This is a genomic window from Pseudoduganella sp. (assembly GCF_041914865.1).
Taxonomy (GTDB): Bacteria; Pseudomonadota; Gammaproteobacteria; order Burkholderiales; family Burkholderiaceae_D; genus Rugamonas.
Window position 1 is genome coordinate 23,909 of sequence record NZ_JAYSCO010000052.1, and the last position, 16,191, is coordinate 40,099.

At 66.7% G+C, this 16,191-nt stretch carries 15 protein-coding genes and 2 pseudogenes; 14 read left to right on the forward strand and 3 right to left on the reverse strand.

Features of this window, described 5'->3' with window-relative positions:
- Positions 1-4: 4 nt before the first annotated feature.
- Together ACE3TQ_RS20435 and ACE3TQ_RS20440 are read right to left on the reverse strand one after the other, a co-directional pair.
- A complete protein-coding gene (locus ACE3TQ_RS20435) occupies positions 5-934 on the reverse strand; it encodes an alpha/beta fold hydrolase (RefSeq protein WP_374584428.1) in 930 nt (309 codons plus the stop codon).
- Between the two features lie 82 nt (positions 935-1,016).
- Positions 1,017-1,949, reverse strand: coding sequence for a GlxA family transcriptional regulator (locus ACE3TQ_RS20440; RefSeq protein ID WP_374584430.1), 933 nt, complete (start codon positions 1,947-1,949; stop codon positions 1,017-1,019).
- Positions 1,950-2,083: 134 nt separating this feature from the next.
- Here ACE3TQ_RS20440 and ACE3TQ_RS20445 point away from each other — a divergent pair, with 134 nt between their 5' ends.
- Both ACE3TQ_RS20445 and ACE3TQ_RS20450 read left to right on the forward strand, forming a co-directional pair.
- Positions 2,084-2,665: a DJ-1/PfpI family protein gene (locus ACE3TQ_RS20445; protein ID WP_374584432.1), complete on the forward strand. Its 582-nt coding sequence runs from the start codon at positions 2,084-2,086 to the stop codon at positions 2,663-2,665.
- A gap of 73 nt (positions 2,666-2,738) precedes the next feature.
- Positions 2,739-2,906: pseudogene (locus ACE3TQ_RS20450) on the forward strand (hypothetical protein); the annotation flags it as partial.
- 43 nt (positions 2,907-2,949) lie between these two features.
- On the opposite strand, the gene ACE3TQ_RS20455 reads toward ACE3TQ_RS20450, so the two are convergent.
- Entirely contained in the window at positions 2,950-5,106 is a 2,157-nt protein-coding gene (locus ACE3TQ_RS20455) for a hypothetical protein (protein ID WP_374584434.1), read from the reverse strand.
- Between the two features lie 105 nt (positions 5,107-5,211).
- Here ACE3TQ_RS20455 and nosZ point away from each other — a divergent pair, with 105 nt between their 5' ends.
- The 12 genes and pseudogenes from nosZ to ACE3TQ_RS20515 all read left to right on the forward strand — a co-directional run.
- Positions 5,212-7,137: a TAT-dependent nitrous-oxide reductase gene (nosZ, locus tag ACE3TQ_RS20460; protein WP_374584436.1), complete on the forward strand. Its 1,926-nt coding sequence runs from the start codon at positions 5,212-5,214 to the stop codon at positions 7,135-7,137.
- Between the two features lie 20 nt (positions 7,138-7,157).
- The gene (locus ACE3TQ_RS20465; RefSeq protein ID WP_374584438.1) at positions 7,158-9,320 is read left to right on the forward strand and encodes a 4Fe-4S binding protein; all 2,163 of its coding nucleotides are present in this window, start codon (positions 7,158-7,160) and stop codon (positions 9,318-9,320) included.
- 4 nt (positions 9,321-9,324) lie between these two features.
- Complete coding sequence (locus ACE3TQ_RS20470; RefSeq protein WP_374584440.1) at positions 9,325-10,602, forward strand: nitrous oxide reductase family maturation protein NosD; 1,278 nt, start codon at positions 9,325-9,327, stop codon at positions 10,600-10,602.
- A complete protein-coding gene (locus ACE3TQ_RS20475; protein ID WP_374584442.1) occupies positions 10,583-11,503 on the forward strand; it encodes an ABC transporter ATP-binding protein in 921 nt (306 codons plus the stop codon). The genes ACE3TQ_RS20470 and ACE3TQ_RS20475 overlap by 20 nt, the downstream gene beginning before the upstream one ends.
- Positions 11,487-12,311, forward strand: a complete 825-nt coding sequence (locus tag ACE3TQ_RS20480; RefSeq protein ID WP_374584444.1) for an ABC transporter permease subunit — start codon at positions 11,487-11,489, stop codon at positions 12,309-12,311. The genes ACE3TQ_RS20475 and ACE3TQ_RS20480 overlap by 17 nt, the downstream gene beginning before the upstream one ends.
- Complete coding sequence (locus tag ACE3TQ_RS20485) at positions 12,308-12,826, forward strand: nitrous oxide reductase accessory protein NosL (protein ID WP_374584446.1); 519 nt, start codon at positions 12,308-12,310, stop codon at positions 12,824-12,826. The genes ACE3TQ_RS20480 and ACE3TQ_RS20485 overlap by 4 nt, the downstream gene beginning before the upstream one ends.
- 36 nt (positions 12,827-12,862) lie before the next feature.
- Positions 12,863-13,180: a cytochrome c5 family protein gene (locus ACE3TQ_RS20490; protein ID WP_374584448.1), complete on the forward strand. Its 318-nt coding sequence runs from the start codon at positions 12,863-12,865 to the stop codon at positions 13,178-13,180.
- 2 nt (positions 13,181-13,182) lie between these two features.
- A complete protein-coding gene (locus ACE3TQ_RS20495; RefSeq protein ID WP_374584450.1) occupies positions 13,183-14,244 on the forward strand; it encodes an FAD:protein FMN transferase in 1,062 nt (353 codons plus the stop codon).
- Positions 14,192-14,500: a cupin domain-containing protein gene (locus ACE3TQ_RS20500; RefSeq protein WP_374584452.1), complete on the forward strand. Its 309-nt coding sequence runs from the start codon at positions 14,192-14,194 to the stop codon at positions 14,498-14,500. Before ACE3TQ_RS20495 ends, ACE3TQ_RS20500 begins: the two co-directional genes overlap by 53 nt.
- Positions 14,501-14,566: 66 nt before the next feature.
- Positions 14,567-15,142 carry an MEDS domain-containing protein gene (locus tag ACE3TQ_RS20505; RefSeq protein WP_374584454.1) on the forward strand — a complete coding sequence of 192 codons (576 nt, stop codon included), beginning with the start codon at positions 14,567-14,569 and terminating at the stop codon, positions 15,140-15,142.
- A 7-nt stretch (positions 15,143-15,149) separates the two neighbouring features.
- Positions 15,150-15,518, forward strand: a complete 369-nt coding sequence (locus ACE3TQ_RS20510; RefSeq protein ID WP_374584456.1) for a YbaN family protein — start codon at positions 15,150-15,152, stop codon at positions 15,516-15,518.
- Positions 15,511-16,191: pseudogene (locus ACE3TQ_RS20515) on the forward strand (hypothetical protein); the annotation flags it as partial. The gene ACE3TQ_RS20510 and the pseudogene ACE3TQ_RS20515, both read left to right, overlap by 8 nt.

Sequence of the window (16,191 nt, forward strand, 5' to 3'; positions counted from 1 at the left end):
GCGTTCAATCGAAGGCGGCGCGGATCTCCCTGGCGGTTTGCTGCGGGTCCTGCAGGTGCGGATAGTGGCCCAGGCCCTGCAGAACGGCAAAGGGCCGGCCGGAGCGGGCGGCGAACTCCTCGCCCATCTTCCTATCGATATAGATATCGAGAGCGCCCCATACCACACGCACCGGCGTGGCCAGGCGCGCCAGGTTTTGTTCCAGGTGAACCTGGTCGCGCGTGAAGTGCGAGTAGTAATGGTAGAAGGCGTCGCCGCTGCTGATGCCGCCGCGCTGCCATCCCTCGTGCATGTCGGCTTTGAAATCGGGGCTGATCTCGAACTGGGTGCCGGCGGGCAAACCGCGGTGGAAGGCGTTGTCGATGATTTCGCGATAGGTCTGGTTGATGGCGGCACGGGTGGCTTGCGCTGTCTCGGGCGCCTTCAGGTTGCGCAAGCGCTCGGCCATGTAGTGCGGGCGATCCAGCGGGGCGAAGTCGCCGACGATGATCTTCTTCGCGATACCGGGTTCCTCCAGTGCGAGCAGCAGCGGCGGCAGGCCGCCTATGTCGGTGGCGTAGATGACCAGATTGCGGCTGTCTATGCCGGCGGCACGGATGTACTGCTGGAGCACACGGGCGTAATCGCGCGGCGCGTAGGCGAAACGTTCCACCGGAGGCCGCGATGATCCACCGTAGCCGGGCCAGTCGAAGGCGTGGACCTCGTAGTCGGTAGCCAGCTGGCGCGCGACCTGGTCCCAGGCGCGCGCGGTTTCGGGGAATCCGTGCAGCAGCAGGACGGTCCCCTTCGGATTGGGGTGGGCGACGATGAAGCGCCGCAGGGTGATGTCGGGGTTGACCTGGACCAAGCCGGTTTCAGTCTGGCCGGCGCCGGCTGGCAGGTGCAGGGTGCTGGCGGCCGCAATGGCGGCCAGCGCGGTGTTGAGCGTACTCATATCGAAGTTCCTGTCGGAGGGTGGCGGATGCCTTCAATATAGGTTGCACAGGTTATGGCGTAAATGTCGTAAAACCCTCGTTTCAAGACATCCGCGCCAGCCGCCGCACAGCCTGCGGCGGCTGCCCGAAAGCGCGCAGGAAGGCGCGCCGCATGCGCTCCGCGTCGCTGAAGCCGGCTTCCAGGGCAATCTCCTCGACACTCAGGCGGCTTTGCTCGACCATCAGGCGCGCCGCCTCCACGCGCAGTTTTTCGATGGCTTTTGCCGGCGGTTGCCCGGTTTCCATGGTGAAGGCGCGGCTGAACTGGCGCGGGCTGAGATGGGCCACGTTGGCCAGTTCGGTGACGGTGAGTGGGCGCTGCAGGTGCTGGCGCGCATAGTCCAGCACGCGCTGGATGCGGTCGCTCCTGGCGCCAAGCTCGAGCAGGGCGGAATGCTGCGACTGGCCGCCGGCGCGGCGGTGGTAGACCACGAGCTTTTTCGCCACCGTCGCGGCAAGTTCGGCGCCGAAGTCCGCTTCCACCATGCCGAGTGCGAGGTCGATGCCGGCCGTCATGCCGGCGGAGGTCCACAGCTGTCCGTCGTTGACGAAGATGCGGTCGGCCTCCACTTGCGCGGCCGGCACTTGTTCCTGCAGTTCGCGCGCGAACATCCAGTGGGTGGTGACGCGGCGGCCGTCAAGCAGCCCCGCTTCGCCCAGCAGGAAGGCGCCGGTGCAGACCGACGCGGTGCGCCGCGCCAGGCGTGCCGCCGCGCGCAAACGCGCCAGCAGGCCGGTCGCGGTCGGCGCAGGCGCCACCAGGCCGCACACGATCAGGGTGTCGAGCCGGCGGCGGGCAACAGGCTGCGTTTCAATGGCGGCCCCGAAGGAATTGGCGACGCTGCCGCCGTGCTCCGAGAAAAAGCCGATGTCATACAGGCGCCGGCCGGCCGAGGTATTGGCCAGCTCAAAGGCGGAAGCGGCGGCCAGCCCCATGATCTGGAAGCCGGGCGGTAACAGGAATCCGATTTTCATTGTTGTGGCATGAAAGGTGGTATTCATATGATACCTGTCATTGCCGGCAGTCGCCTGCGGGCAGTGCTATTCTGGTCAGCCGCGCTGCGAAGCGAAGCGCATTTCTTCATGCAAGCTAAGACAAGGAGATCGGAATGGGCATCAAGAAAATCCTGCTGTTGACGGGCGATTTCGCGGAAGATTACGAGACCATGGTGCCGTTCCAGGCGCTGCTGATGGTGGGGCACACGGTGCACGCGGTGTGTCCCGGCAAGAAGGCGGGGGAGAAGGTCAAGACCGCGATCCATGACTTCGAGGGCGACCAGACCTATACCGAAAAGCCGGGCCACCAGTTCGCGCTGACCGCCACGTTCGACGACGTGCGGACGGCGGCGTACGACGCACTGGTGATCGCCGGCGGCCGCGCGCCGGAATACCTGCGCCTGAACACGCGCGTGCTGGAAACGGTGCAGGAGTTCGCGGCGGCCGGCAAGCCGGTGGCGGCCATCTGCCACGGCGCGCAGATCCTCACGGCGGCCGGTGTGGTCAAGGGCAGGCGCATTTCGGCCTACCCGGCCTGCGCGCCGGAAGTGCGCAGCGCCGGCGGGGAGTACGTGGCGCTGGAGATGGACCAGGCGCTCACGGACGGCAATTTCGTCACCGCGCCGGCCTGGCCCGCGCATCCGCAATGGATGGCGCAATTCCTCAAAGTACTGGGCACTGAGATCAAGCCTTAGTTGCTGCGCGCAGCGCGCGACAATGGCCTGGGCGCGCTGCGGCAGCAGGCCGGGCCATGTCGCCCGGCAGGAGATGGTGCAGCGCGCTCTGGCCGGCCTGGAAGCGTGGCTGTCCGGCTGCGCGTACCTGGCGGGCGGCTTCAGCGCGGCCGACTTCATGCTGGCCAGCGTGCTGCGCCTGCTGGACGGCAGCGCCACGCAGCAGGCATACCCGGCCGCCAGCGCCTGCCTGCAGCGCTGCGTCGCGCGGCCCGCCTTCGGGCGCGCGCTGGCGGCCGTCCGAATCAGCGCGGCACGATGGCGAACTGCGGCCGTTCGCTGTAGTTGGCCTTGGCGGCCCGGCTGGCGAAGCGCGCCCACGCTTCGCGCGCATTGGGCAGGCCGGTGGCGGCGGCCATGGCCAGCGCCGGCTGCATATTGGCCGGGTAGCCTTCCGGCGAAGTGGAGTAGCCCGTCATTTCACCGGCCTGCCATGCTGAGCGCCAGATTTTGGCGTCCTTGTCGGCCTGTGTGCGCCAGTCGGCCTGGGCCTGGCTGCCGCAGGGCTGGTCCAGGTAGAGCGCGCCGGTGCTGTTCGCCAGCGGCGTGCCGTCGTTCTTGCGCATGGTGGCCTGGTAAGCCTCCGCCAGGGTGCTGAAGTAGGCTGCCGTGGCGCCGGGCCGCACCATCAGAGCATACACGGCGCCGTCGATCCAGCAGTAGCCCGGCGCCATCATGCGGCCGATCGGGAAGCGCGCCTTCCAGTCCAGGATAGGCTTGGCGCTGGCGAACCCCATTTCATGCAGGTGGCCGACGGCGGCGGTGAAGAAGTCGTCCTGCCAGGGCGCGATGCCGGTATTGGGTCCGGTGGGGCCGCCGTAGGCCACGGCGTAGCTGGTGGCGGTATTGTCGATGAAGCCCAGCTGGTTGGTGGCGCTGCCGGCGAATGTGCTGTTGTAGAAGTCCAGGTTGTTCTGCAGGATCTGCTTGAAGTAGGCCTTCATCGGGTGGCTGTCCGGCGTGATGTAGGCGGCGTGGCCCAGGGTGCGCAGGTTCCAGGCCTGGCCGCGCACCTGGTTGCCTTTCACCAGGCCCTTGGCCAGGCCGCGGTAATGCGGGTTCATCGTGGTCAGGTTCCAGTTGGCCCAGAACAGCAGCTCGTCCAGGTAGTAGGCGTCGCCGGTGAACAGGTAGGGCAGGTAGGCCAGCGAGGGCTGGTGCGCGGAATCGGGCGAATAGGGCGTGCTGCAGGCACCGGCTTCGGTCGAGGTACAGCGCGGCATGTCCTCGTGCTTTTTGGTCACCGGATTGTAACTGTCGCTGCTGATGCGGACATCGCGCACGTAAGGGTACTGCAGGATGGACACCACTTCATCCGTCGCCTTGTCGCGGTAATGCACCGGCCAGCTGCCGGCCAGGTCGCCCAGGCCCATGGTGACCTGGCGCGCACGCGCATCCATGCTCAGCACGTACATGGCGCCCCAGGCGTGGTGCAGGCCGATGTCGGGGCGGCCGCCGGTGGCCGGCATGTACTTGTTAATAAAGGGCATGGCCATCGGCCCGCTGTCGGCCGCTTCCCAGTCGGTCTTCATTTTCGCCAGCGCGCTGGCGGAAGGGACGATGCTGCGGTCGTAGTTGGGCACCGCGCCGGTGGCGGAGGCATACACCGCGTCGTGCCGCACATGCACCTTCGGTTCGGCGCCGGTCCAGAACACCTTGCGCCAGCGCGCGTGGTGGAAGTGCGTCAGCGCGGTCTTGCTGTACACGGGCCGGTTGTTCACCAGGACTTCCGCATCGTAAGTGACGTTCTTCGGATCGGGTTCGAAGGCCCAGTTGTTTTCGACGGTGACGTCGACGCGGGTCGGGCCCGGGCTTTCCGCGTTGGGGAACGGGTAGTTGCGGATCGCAAAGCGCACCGACAGGTGGGGATGGGCCACGCCGGCCGCCGTTACCACCGGCCCCGAGACTTGCCACTCATTGGCGCGTAAGCCGTTCAGCCAGTGCTTGTATGGCTTGCTGTTTAACAGCTGCGCGGCGTCCGCGCTGTACACCACGCCGCCCACGTTCAGGCGCACCACCGTGTTAAAGCCGCTCGCCAGCAGCGCGCCGGGACGGAAGGCAGGCAGCGCCGGCGGCGGGGCGGCGGACGACGCCAGCTGCAGGCTGGCGCTCTCGCCGGCGGCCAGCTGCGGCACGATGGCGCTGAACACCGCGTGCCGCACCGACCCGTCGTCGTGCGTGGCCTTGACGTCGAACTGGATCGGCAGGGCGGCGCCCTTGTAGGTGGCGGTCACGCTTTCCCCCGCCTTCAGGTCGCCCTTGGCGAATACCTGGGCGAACGTCAGCGGCACATTCAACTGCGCCTGCATCGACGTTTCGATCAGCTGGATGGAAGGCAGTTGCGCCGCCAGCGCGCTGCCAGCGGCTAAAACAGAAGCAAGGCACGACAGGACGTATTTCATGGGAGACCCTCTCAATTTGAAAGCGCTTGACCTGAGTCAATTTAATTAATCGACAAACTCCGTACAGTCCTCACCTGGAATAACACAGAGTAGGAGTATTGAAACATGGGTAGCGAACGTGATGTGCACGACACGGAAGTAAGCAGCCGTCGTCGTTTCCTGGGTAAGAGTGCGGCGCTCGGCCTGGCCGGTGCCGGCGTGCTGGCAGGTTGCAAAGAGAACGGCGCGGGGGCTGCCGGTTCTTCTTCGGCATCCGCCGCAGCGGCCAAGTCGCACGGCGGCAGCAAGGCTCACGTCGAGCCTGGCCAGCTGGACGACTATTACGTGTTCTCCAGCGGCGGCCATTCCGGCGAAGCGCGCATCATCGGCTTCCCGTCCGGACGCGAACTGCGCCGTATCCCCGTGTTCAATATGGATCCTATGGTCGGTTGGGGTATCACCAACGAATCCAAGGCTATCCTCGGCACCAAGGCCGACGGCAGCCTGAAATACACCACCGGCGACACCCACCACGTGCATGGCAGCTACAAGGACGGTACCTATGACGGCCGCTACCTGTGGGTGAACGACAAGCTGCATTCGCGCCTGGCGCGCATCCGCATGGACACCATGGAGTGCGACAAGATCACCGAGCTGCCGAATGTGCAGGGCTTCCACGGTACCTTCCCGGACAAGTGCGACCCGGTCGACAAGTCGATCAACCACACCACCCGCGTGTTCTGCGGCGGCGAATTCGCCATCCCGTTCCCGAACGACGGCCGCGACCTGGATGATCCGTCCAAGTGGGGTTCGCTGTTCACTTGCGTCGATGCGGAAACCATGGCCGTGCGCTGGCAAGTGCGCGTGGAGGGCAATATGGACCTGGTGGCCACGTCCTACGACGGCCGCTTTGCCTGCTCTAACCAGTACAACTCCGAGAATGCGCCGGACCAGGCGGGCATGATGGCCGCCGAACGCGATGCCTGCGTCTTCTTCGACGTGGCGCGCATCGAAGCGATGGTCAAGGCCGGCAAGTTCACCACCATCGGCTCTTCCAAGGTGCCGGTGGTGGACGGCCGCAAAGCCGCCAATGCCGATCCGAAGACCGCCGTGGTGTGCTACGTCCCGGTCAGCAAGAACCCGCACGGCGTCAACGCTTCGCCGGACGGCAAGTACATGGTGTGCTCGGGCAAACTGTCGCCGACCGCCACCGTGATCGAAGTGGCCCTGGTGGCCAAGTGGTTCGACGGTGAACTGAAGACCGAACGCGATGCAGTCGTGGCGGAGCCGGAGATCGGCCTGGGCCCATTGCACACCGCCTTCGACGGCAAAGGCAACGCCTTCACCACCCTGTTCCTGGACAGCCAGATCGTGAAGTGGAACGTGGCCGCCGCCATCGCCCAGTTCAAGGGCGACAAGGCCGCCAAAGTGGTGCTGGACCGCGTCGACGTGCATTACCAGCCGGGCCATGGCTATACCTCGATGGGTGAAACCAAGGAGGCCGACGGCAAGTTCTACAACTCCGGCAACAAGTTCTCCAAAGACCGCTTCCTGCCGGTCGGTCCGCTGCACAGCGAAACCGAGCAGCTGATCGACATCAGCGGCGACAAGATGGTGATCATCTCCGACCATACCGCCTATCCTGAACCGCATGACGCTATCATCGTGCGCCGCGATATCGTGAAGACGCGCCAGATCTACAACCTGGACGATTTCCCGAACAAGGTCACGGCGGAGAACGCGGGCATCACGCGCAACGGCAACAAGGTGCATGTGCGCCTGATGTCGCAGGCGCCGGCCTTCAGCATGCCGGTGATCAAGGTGAAGAAGGGCGACGAGGTCACCATCACGCTGACCAACCACGACAAGGTGGAAGACCTGACCCACGGTTGCGCGATCCCGACCTACAACATCAACTTTATCGTCAACCCGCAGGAGACCAAGTCGGTCACCTTCAAGGCGGACCACGCCGGTGCGTTCTGGATGTACTGCACGCACTTCTGCCACGCGCTGCACCTTGAAATGCGCAGCCGCTTCCTGGTGGAGGGTTAACCCGCAAGGGTGGTGTATCCATGCTTCGCTTGATTTCCCTGCTGTGGGCGGCGCTGCTCACGATGCTGTGCGCAGCGCCCGCCACGGCCGCCTCAATGTACGACACCGTGCTGTCCGCGGCGTTGATGAGCGGCCCCGATTTGTGCGCCGAAGCCCCTTGCAGCGAAGTGCTGCCGGCGGCGACGGTCTTCTCCAGGCGCAAAGGCGCGCCGGCCTATGTTGAGGGCTACGCGCTGGAGCAGGGCAAGCAGCGCCTGGTCGGCTACGTGTTCCTGTCCACCGATGTGGTGGACATACCGGCCTACTCGGGCAAGCCGATGGTCACGCTGATCGGCATGGATACCAAAGGTGTGATTTCCGGGGTGCGCATCCTGAAGCACTCGGAACCAATTTTGTTGGCGGGTATTCCCGAAACCGTCCTGACGAAGTTCGTCAGGCAGTATTTCGGCAAGCCCGGCGACGCCAAGCTGGAACTCGGCCTTGGAAGTGATGGTGGTGATCTTGATGCGATCAGCGGGGCCACCGTGACTGCCATAGCCGAGAACCAGACCATTGCGCAAAGCGCGTATGAAATCGGCAAGCAGGTGGGCATCTTCAAGGGGATGGTCAAACCGCGCGCCCATTTCACGCCGCTGCGTGAACGTCTGGGCTGGGCCGCGCTCGTCAAGGAGGGCGCGGTCCGGCACCTGCGGGTGGAGGCCGAAGATGTCGGCCTGCCCGCCGGCGCCAAGCCGTATATGGACCTGCACTTTGGCTACCTGAACGTGCCGAGCGTGGGCATCAGCCTGCTGGGCGAGCGCAATTATGCGCGCCTGATGGAAGGCCTGAAGGAGGATGAACACGCCATTTTCATCATCGGCAACGGGCGCGATTCGTTCAAGGGCTCGGGCTTTGTGCGCGGCGGCATCTACGACCGCATCCAGGTACGCCAGGATACCGACCGCTTCACCTTCCGCGATACCGATTACCTGAACCTGTACCACCTGGAACCGGCCGACGCGCCGGCCTACCAGGAGTCGGCGATCTTCATCGTCCGTTCCGCCAATTTCAATCCGGCCTGGCCGTGGCAACTGAGCCTGCTGGCCAATAAGCTGGACCTGCAAACGCATGCCAAGGTCTTCGTCCACTTCGATGAGGAATACTGGACCCCGGCGCGCTACCTGGAAGGCGGCCGCCCGAAGGTCGAGCGCCCGGTGCCGGCCTGGAAGGCGGCCTGGCTGGCGCGCCAGGGCGAGATCATCGTGTTCGTGCTGGTGCTGCTGGCCACCGCCGTGCTGTACGCGCAGCGCGACCGCCTGGTGCGCGCCTCCAGCCGCAAGCACAAGCCGCTGATCACGATCCCGCGCACGCTGCTGTGGATTACTTCGGTAGGCTTCTTCGGCCTGTACCTGAAGGCGCAGCCCTCGATCACCCAGGTAATGACCTGGTTCCATTCCCTGCTCCACCAATGGAAATGGGAGCTGTTCCTGTCCGATCCGTTCATCTTCATTTTCTGGTGGTTCATGGTGGTGACCGTGGTGCTGTGGGGGCGCGGCCTGTTTTGCGGCTGGGTATGCCCGTTCGGCTCCCTGCAGCACTTGGCTTACAAGCTGGGCAGCCTGCTCGGCCTGGGACGCTTCCAGCGCCTGCTGCCCAAGCGCCTGCACGATAAGCTGAAGTGGGTGAAGTACGTCGTGTTCGCCGTGCTGGTGGGCGTGTCCTTCTATTCGATGGAGCTGGCCGAGCACCTGGCCGAGATCGAACCGTTCAAGACCACTTTCCTGGTGGGCGTGCTGAATCGCGGCTGGCCGTTCGCGGCCTTCGTCGCGGTCATCCTCGGCATCTCCATCCTGAGCGAGCGCCCTTACTGCAAATATGTCTGCCCGCTGGGCGCGGGCCTGGCCGTGCCGAGTTTCTTCCGCCTGTTCGCCCTCAAGCGCAAAAAAGAATGCGAGACCTGCACCGCCTGCGCCAAGGGCTGCGGTTCGCACGCCATCGACGCGCAGGGCCGCATCGACCAGAAGGAATGCCTGGCCTGCCTGGACTGCATGGTGATGTACTACGACGACCATGCCTGCCCGCCGCTGGCCAAGGAACGCAAGGTGCGCGAACAGAACGGCCAGCCGCTGACGCCGATCGACGCGCGCGGCTACTTCATTTCGCTGGATGCCGTGCGCAGCGAGCTGAAAAGGAAGGCAGGGTAAAACCATGAGTGCCTTGCGCATCTGCGCGGCCGTGCTGGCCGCGCTCCTTGCCGCCGCGCCGCCTGGCGCCGCCGCGCGCCCGACTGTGTGGACCGTGCGTGCCGGGGAATCGATCGGCGCCGCGATCCGCCAGGCACGCGCCGGCGACACGGTGCAGGTGCGCGCGGGGACTTACCGCGAGCGCATCGTGATCGACAAGCCGCTGCGCCTGGAAGGCGTCGGCAAGCCGGCCATCAGCGCCGGCTATGCGGGCGACGTGATCCGCGTCAAGGCGAAGGATGTCGCGCTCCATGGCCTGGTCGTGCGCGACAGCGGCACCGACCTGGGCGCGCAGAACGCCGGCATCTACGTCATGCCCGGTTCGGACGGGATCAGGATCAGCAACTGCGACCTGGTCACCAACCTGTTCGGCATCTGGCTTGAGAATTCGCGCGACGCCGTCCTGCAGGGTAACCTGGTGACCGGCCGGCGCGACCTGATGTCGCAGATGCGCGGCAACGGCATCCAGGTCTATAACGCGGACGACACCCAGGTACTCGACAACACCATCAGCTACGTGCGCGACGGGATCTATGTCGACTATTCGCGCCGCGCCACCTTCAAAGGCAACCGCGTGCACCATGTGCGCTACGGCACGCACTACATGAACACCCACAACAGCACCTGGGAAGGCAATACCGTGCACCAGAGCCGCGGCGGCCTGGCCCTGATGGAGGTGCGCAACCTGACGGTGCGCCACAACGTCGCCTGGGGCAACGAGGACCACGGCATCATGCTGCGCACCATCCAGGACTCCGTCATCGAGAACAATATCGTGGCCGGCAACGGACGCGGTTTCTTTATTTACGACGCCGAATTCAATACCCTGCGCGGCAACCTGGTGATCGGCAACCGCACCGGCGTGCACCTGACCGCCGGTTCCAGTAACAACGCTGTGGATGGCAACGACTTTATCCACAACGCCGAGCAGGTCAAGTTCGTCGCCGCGCGCGATGTCGAATGGGGCCGCAGCCGGGGCAACTACTGGAGCAACTACAGCGGCTGGGACCAGGACAACGACGGCCAGGGCGATGTGCTGTACCAGGCCAACGATGTGGTGGACCGCCTGCACTGGCAGTACCCGCTGCTCAAGCTGCTGTTGAACAGCCCGGCCGTACAGACGCTGCGCTTCGTATCGCGGCAATTCCCTTTGCTGCGTGCGCCCAGCGTGGTCGACCGGCACGCGCGCATGCAACCCTGGAACAAGGAATGGAGGAAGTGGCATGGACGACAGGCTGATTGACCTGCGCGGCGTGGGCAAGCGCTATGGCGCGCTGCAGGCCGTGGACGGGATCGACCTGGCGGTCGGGCGCGGCCGCATGGTCGGCCTGATCGGGCATAACGGCGCCGGCAAGAGCACGCTGTTCAAGATGATGCTCGGCCTGGTCGAGCCGACTGCCGGCGAAGTGCGCATCTGCGGCGTGCGCACCGGCGACGCCGCCTTCCGCGACGTGCGGCGCCGCATCGGCTACCTGCCGGAGAGCTTCGTCGCCTACGACAACCTGACCGGGCTGGAACTGCTGCACCTGTTCGCCGACCTGAAAAAGGTGGCGCGCAGCGCCTGCGCCAATGTGCTGGAGCGGGTCGGCCTGGCGGCGGCGGCCGGGCGCCGCGTCGGCGGCTATTCCAAGGGCATGCGCCAGCGCCTCGGATTCGCGCAACTGCTGCTGGGGGCGCCGGAACTGGTGTTCCTGGACGAGCCGACCAACGGCCTCGATCCGGACGGCATCCACGACTTCTACCGCATCCTGCACCAGCTGCGCGCCGAGGGCGCCACCATCGTGATCACCTCGCACATCCTGGCTGAAATCCAGGAGCGCGTCGACGAGCTGGTGATCCTGGCCGGCGGCAAGGTGGCGGCGCAAGGCACGCTGGCGCAGCTGCGCGCCGGCGCCAGCATGCCGGCTGAGATCCGCCTGGTGGCGCGCGCGGGCGGCGCCGGCCGCGTGCTGGCCGCCCTGCGCGGCCACCAGGTGCGGGTCGAAAGCGACTGCATCCGCGTGCCGTGCGCACCGCGCCAGAAGATGCAGCTGCTGCAGCTGCTGTCTGCCCTGGGCGACGCCATCGACGACGTGGCCATCCACGAGCCGTCGCTGGAAGACCTGTTCTTCGGACTGGGAGGCCGCCATGCGCGCGCGGCTTGACTGGTCGGCGGCGCGCACCATCGCCGCGCGCGAATTGCGCGACCGCCTGCGCAACCGCTGGGTGCTGGCGGTGGCGCTGGTGTTCGCCGTGTTTTCCCTGGCTATCGCCTGGTTCGGCATGGCGCAGCAGGGCAGCGTGGGCTTCCGCGGCATCGACGTGACCATCGTCAGCCTGTCCAGCCTGGTGACCTACCTGGTGCCGCTGATCGCGCTGCTGCTTGGCTACGACGCCATCGTGGGCGAGCGCGAACGCGGTTCGCTGGAACTGCTGCTGTCGCTGCCCATCACGCGCTTCGAGCTGCTGCTGGGGAAATTCGCCGGCCTGGCGGCGGCGCTGGCAACGGCCAGCGCGCTTGGTTTCGGCGCGGCCCTGCTGGTGCTGATGGACAAGCTCGATGCGCGCGACGCCATGCACTTCTTCGGCTTTGCCGGCAGCGCCATCCTGCTCGGGCTGGCCTTCCTCAGCCTCTCGCTCTGCCTGTCGGTGCTGGCGCACAACCGCATCCGCGCCAGCGGCCTGGCGATCGGCCTGTGGTTCCTGTTCGTGCTGGTGTTCGACATGGTGTTGATGGGCGCACTGGTGCTGTCGCAGGGCGCGCTCGATAGCAGCGTGTTCGGCGCCTTGCTGATGCTGAACCCGGCGGACGTGTTCCGCCTGCTGAATATTTTCAGCTCGGAGCAGGTGCAGGGCCTGTACGGCCTGGCCACCGTCATGCCCGAGCACATGACCAATCCGGCGCTGCTGGCTGGCGTCATGCTGGCCTGGATCGTCGTGCCCTTTGCCATTGCATGCTGGAGGTTCAAATGAAATTCGCCCGTTATGCCGCCGCCCTCGGCGCCTGCCTGCTGCTGGCGGCCTGCGGCCAGGCCGCGCGCAGCCTGGCCGCCAGCGAACCGGCCGACGACGCCGTCTGCGCGCTGGACGGCATGAGCATCCGGGATTATCCCGGCCCGAAAGCGCAGATCGCCTACCACGGCGGGCGGGTCGACTTCTTCTGCAGTCTGTCCGAGCTGTTCGAGGTGCTGTTTGGCGAGGATGGCCTGCAAGGCGTCGGCGCCAGCTATGTGCAGGACATGGGCCAGGCCGACTGGCACCGGCCGCGCGGCCACTGGATCGATGCGCGCAGCGCCTGGTATGTGCTGGACAGCCGGGCCGAGGGCGCGATGGGGCCGACCATCGGCACTTTTGCGCGGCAGGAGGATGCGCAAGCCTTCGCCCGGCGCGAGGGCGGGCGCGTGCTGGCCTTTGCCGCCATCCGCCCGGCCATGCTCAAGCTGGGCACGCAGCCGGCGCATGGCGCCGGCGACAACGCGATGCACTGAACATTTTTTTACCAACCACCCTAGAGGAAGACCACCATGAAAGCAATCCATACCCTCGCCATCGCCGCCGCCTTCCTGGCGCCGGCTGCCATGGCCGCAGCGCCAGCCGCCAAGGGCGGCGTCAACGGCGAGAAAGTGTACGCCGCCAACTGCGCCTCCTGCCACGCCGCCGGCGTGCTGGGCGCGCCGAAAGCCGGCGACAAGGCTGCCTGGGCGCCGCGCGTCAAGCAAGGCAAGGAAGTGCTGTACACCCACGGCCTGCAAGGCTTCAAGATGATGCCGCCCAAGGGCGGCAATCCCGGCCTGAAGGACGAGGAGGTGAAAGCCGCCATCGACTTCATGACCAAGTCCTGACCATGCCGCGCCGCCTGGCTTGCGCCGCGCTGCTGCCGCTGCTGGCGGCATGCGGCGGCAAGGATGAGGTGCACCGCGTGCAGGGCCATGTGTTCGGCACGCAGGTCGAGGTCAGCATCTACGGCCCGTCCGCCGAACAGGCGAAGGCCCAGGGCGCGGCCGTGCTGCGCGAGTTCGACCGGCTGCACCACAAGTACCACGCCTGGCAGCCAAGCCAGCTGACGGCGCTGAACGAGGCCATCGCCCGCGGCGAACCGTTCGAAGCGGACCAGGAGATGGTCAGCCTGCTGCGCTCGGCCAGCGAGCTGGCGCAGCGCTCGGGCGACACCTTCAATCCCGCCATCGGGCGCCTGATCCGCGCCTGGGGCTTCCAGAGCAGCGACATCAAGGACGGCGGCGCGCAGCAGGCCGAAATCGCGCGCCTGGTGCGGGCCAATCCGCGAATGGCCGACCTGCGCATCGACGGCAACCGGGTCAGCAGCCGCAATCCGGCCGTGATGCTCGATTTCGGCGGCTACGCCAAGGGCTATGCGCTGGACCGCGCGGCGCAGATCCTGCGCGCTGCGCACGTCAAGGCGGCCCTGGTCAATGTCGGCGGCAACGCCATTGCGCTGGGCCAGCCGGGCGCGCGTCCCTGGATGGTCGGCATCCGCGATCCGCGCGGGCCGCGCATGGTGGCACGCGTGCCCCTGCACGACAATGAGGCGATCGGCACCAGCGGCGACTACGAGCGCTACTTCATGAAAGGGGGCAAACGCCACGCCCATATCATCGATGCCCGCACCGGGCAGACGGTGGACCTGGTGGCATCGGTTACCATCATCACTTCCGGCGGCGCCGATGCCGGGCTGCGTTCGGACGGCAATTCCAAGCCGCTGTTCGTGGTCGGCCCGCAAGGCTGGTGCGACATGGCGCGGCGGCTTGGCCTGAAAGAGGCTATGCTGATCGATGCCCAGGGCCGGGTGCACGCGACGCCGGCCATGCTGGCGCGCACTGACCAGGGAAAAGGACATGGGGAATCTGTACGAGAATGCACAAGCGCCGCAGGCGGGGGAGCGCTTTGACACGCTGCTGTCGCACCAGGGACTGGTGATCGAACGCATCATCAGCACGGCCAGGATCGAAACGCAGGAGTATGTGCAGGAGCAGGACGAATGGGTCGTGCTGCTGCAGGGCGAGGCGCTGCTGGAGGTGGCCGGGCAGGAGCGGCCGCTGAAGGCGGGCGACTACCTGTTCCTGCCGGCGCGCACGCCGCATACGGTGCGGCGCGCCTCGGACGGCGCCATGTGGCTGGCCGTCCACCTTCATCCGCGCCAGTGACAAAGCGCGCATTTTGCGGGCCTTCCCATCTGCTACCCTTGCTTATCAATTCAAGGAGCGAGGGGAATGGAGGCAACACGGCGCGAGGCAATCGAGGAGTTCTGGCAGCACACCTCCCATTGCGACCATAGCGTCCAGGTGTACGAGGAAGAAGAGCACTTCCTCGACACGCTGGAAGAGTTTGTGCTGGCGGGCTTCCGCCGCAACGACGCGGTCATCATCATCGCCACGCCGGAACACCGCTCGGCGCTGGCGGCGCGGCTGGAGCGCCAGGGCATCGATGTCGGCAACGCCACCATGCGCGGCCAGTACATCGTGCGCGATGCGCGCGCCACGCTGGCGCGCTTCATGTTCGACGGCTGGCCGGCCGAGGCGCGCTTCAACGCCGCCGTCGGCGACCTGATCGCCAAGGCGCGCCAGCACCACCCGGGCGTGCGCGCCTTCGGCGAGATGGTGGTCCTGCTGTGGGACGAGGGGCTGTACCGCGCCACCATGCGCCTGGAGCACCTGTGGACGCAGATGTGCGAGCGCGAATCGTTCCCGCTGTTCTGCGCCTATCCGAAAGCCAGCTTCGAGCACGGCGACGGCAGCGGCTGCCGCGAAGTGTGCCAGTCGCATACGAGGGTCTGCCCGCCGCTATAATGGGGCGATGAAAATCGTCCTGGTCACTCTTGGCTGCCTGTTCCTGGTCCTCGCGGTACTGGGAGTGTTCCTGCCGCTGCTGCCCACCACGCCCTTCCTGCTGCTGGCGTCGGCCTGCTTCGCGCGCAGTTCCGACCGCATGCACAACTGGCTGCGCACGCACGGCAGATTCGGGCGCTACCTGCGCGACTACGAGGACGGGCGCGGCATCCCGCTGCGCGGCAAGATCCTGGCCATGGCCATGATGTGGCCGTCCATGTTCTATTCGATGTACAAAGTGCCCTACCTGGCGCTGAAGGTCATGCTGTTCCTGGTCGCCTGCGGCGTGACCGTCTACCTGCTGCGCCTTCCCACCTCCCGCCCGCTGGATGAATAAGACCCGCCTGATCGCCGCCGCCGCCGCCACGGCGCTCCTGGCGCACGCCGCTGTCGCCCGCGCCGCGGCGTGGGAGCTTATCGCCGGCGCGCCCGTGGCGCTGCACGCCGCGCCGCTGGAGGCGCCGCGCGGCATCGCCGCCGGGCGCGATGGCGCCGTCTACTTCACCGATGGCGCCGCCGTGCGCGTGCTGCGCGCGGACGGCACGCTGGCCACGCTGCCGGGGCGCTTCATCGCGCCGGCCGGCCTGGCGCTGGGGCGCGACGGCACCGTGTTCGTGGCCGATGCCGGCAACCACGTGGTGAAGGCGATTTCGCCGGCGGGCGAGGTGCGCACTGTGGCCGGGCACGCCGGCACGGCGGGGCGGGGCGACGGCAAGGGCATCCAGGCCGGCTTCAACCAGCCGGCCGGGCTGGCGCTGGAGGCCTCGGGCAGCCTGCTGGTGGCCGATGCCGGCAACCGCGCGCTGCGCCGGATCGCGCCGAACGGCATGGTCGGCACCGTGGCGCACCGCCTGCCGCTGCAGCCGCAGGGCGTGGCCATCGACCGGCGCGGCGGCATCGTCGTGCACGACGCTGCCATGGCGCTGCGCATCGACGCGGCCGGCGTGTGGCAGGAACTGCGGCCGCGGGCGCCTCCCGCCCGCCCGGCCGGCGCGGCGCCAGGCGCCGGC

Bases quoted from the DNA above. Each gene is read 5' to 3' on its own strand.
- ACE3TQ_RS20465 (WP_374584438.1), top strand. From the start codon at position 7,158: ATGCTTCGCTTGATTTCCCTGCTGTGGGCGGCGCTGCTCACGATGCTG.
- ACE3TQ_RS20505 (WP_374584454.1), top strand. From the start codon at position 14,567: ATGGAGGCAACACGGCGCGAGGCAATCGAGGAGTTCTGGCAGCACACC.
- ACE3TQ_RS20500 (WP_374584452.1), top strand. From the start codon at position 14,192: ATGGGGAATCTGTACGAGAATGCACAAGCGCCGCAGGCGGGGGAGCGC.
- ACE3TQ_RS20495 (WP_374584450.1), top strand. From the start codon at position 13,183: ATGCCGCGCCGCCTGGCTTGCGCCGCGCTGCTGCCGCTGCTGGCGGCA.
- ACE3TQ_RS20470 (WP_374584440.1), top strand. From the start codon at position 9,325: ATGAGTGCCTTGCGCATCTGCGCGGCCGTGCTGGCCGCGCTCCTTGCC.
- nosZ (WP_374584436.1), top strand. From the start codon at position 5,212: ATGGGTAGCGAACGTGATGTGCACGACACGGAAGTAAGCAGCCGTCGT.
- ACE3TQ_RS20440 (WP_374584430.1), bottom strand. From the start codon at position 1,949: ATGAAAATCGGATTCCTGTTACCGCCCGGCTTCCAGATCATGGGGCTG.
- ACE3TQ_RS20510 (WP_374584456.1), top strand. From the start codon at position 15,150: ATGAAAATCGTCCTGGTCACTCTTGGCTGCCTGTTCCTGGTCCTCGCG.
- ACE3TQ_RS20445 (WP_374584432.1), top strand. From the start codon at position 2,084: ATGGGCATCAAGAAAATCCTGCTGTTGACGGGCGATTTCGCGGAAGAT.
- ACE3TQ_RS20435 (WP_374584428.1), bottom strand. From the start codon at position 934: ATGAGTACGCTCAACACCGCGCTGGCCGCCATTGCGGCCGCCAGCACC.
- ACE3TQ_RS20455 (WP_374584434.1), bottom strand. From the start codon at position 5,106: ATGAAATACGTCCTGTCGTGCCTTGCTTCTGTTTTAGCCGCTGGCAGC.
- ACE3TQ_RS20485 (WP_374584446.1), top strand. From the start codon at position 12,308: ATGAAATTCGCCCGTTATGCCGCCGCCCTCGGCGCCTGCCTGCTGCTG.
- ACE3TQ_RS20480 (WP_374584444.1), top strand. From the start codon at position 11,487: ATGCGCGCGCGGCTTGACTGGTCGGCGGCGCGCACCATCGCCGCGCGC.
- ACE3TQ_RS20490 (WP_374584448.1), top strand. From the start codon at position 12,863: ATGAAAGCAATCCATACCCTCGCCATCGCCGCCGCCTTCCTGGCGCCG.
- ACE3TQ_RS20475 (WP_374584442.1), top strand. From the start codon at position 10,583: ATGGACGACAGGCTGATTGACCTGCGCGGCGTGGGCAAGCGCTATGGC.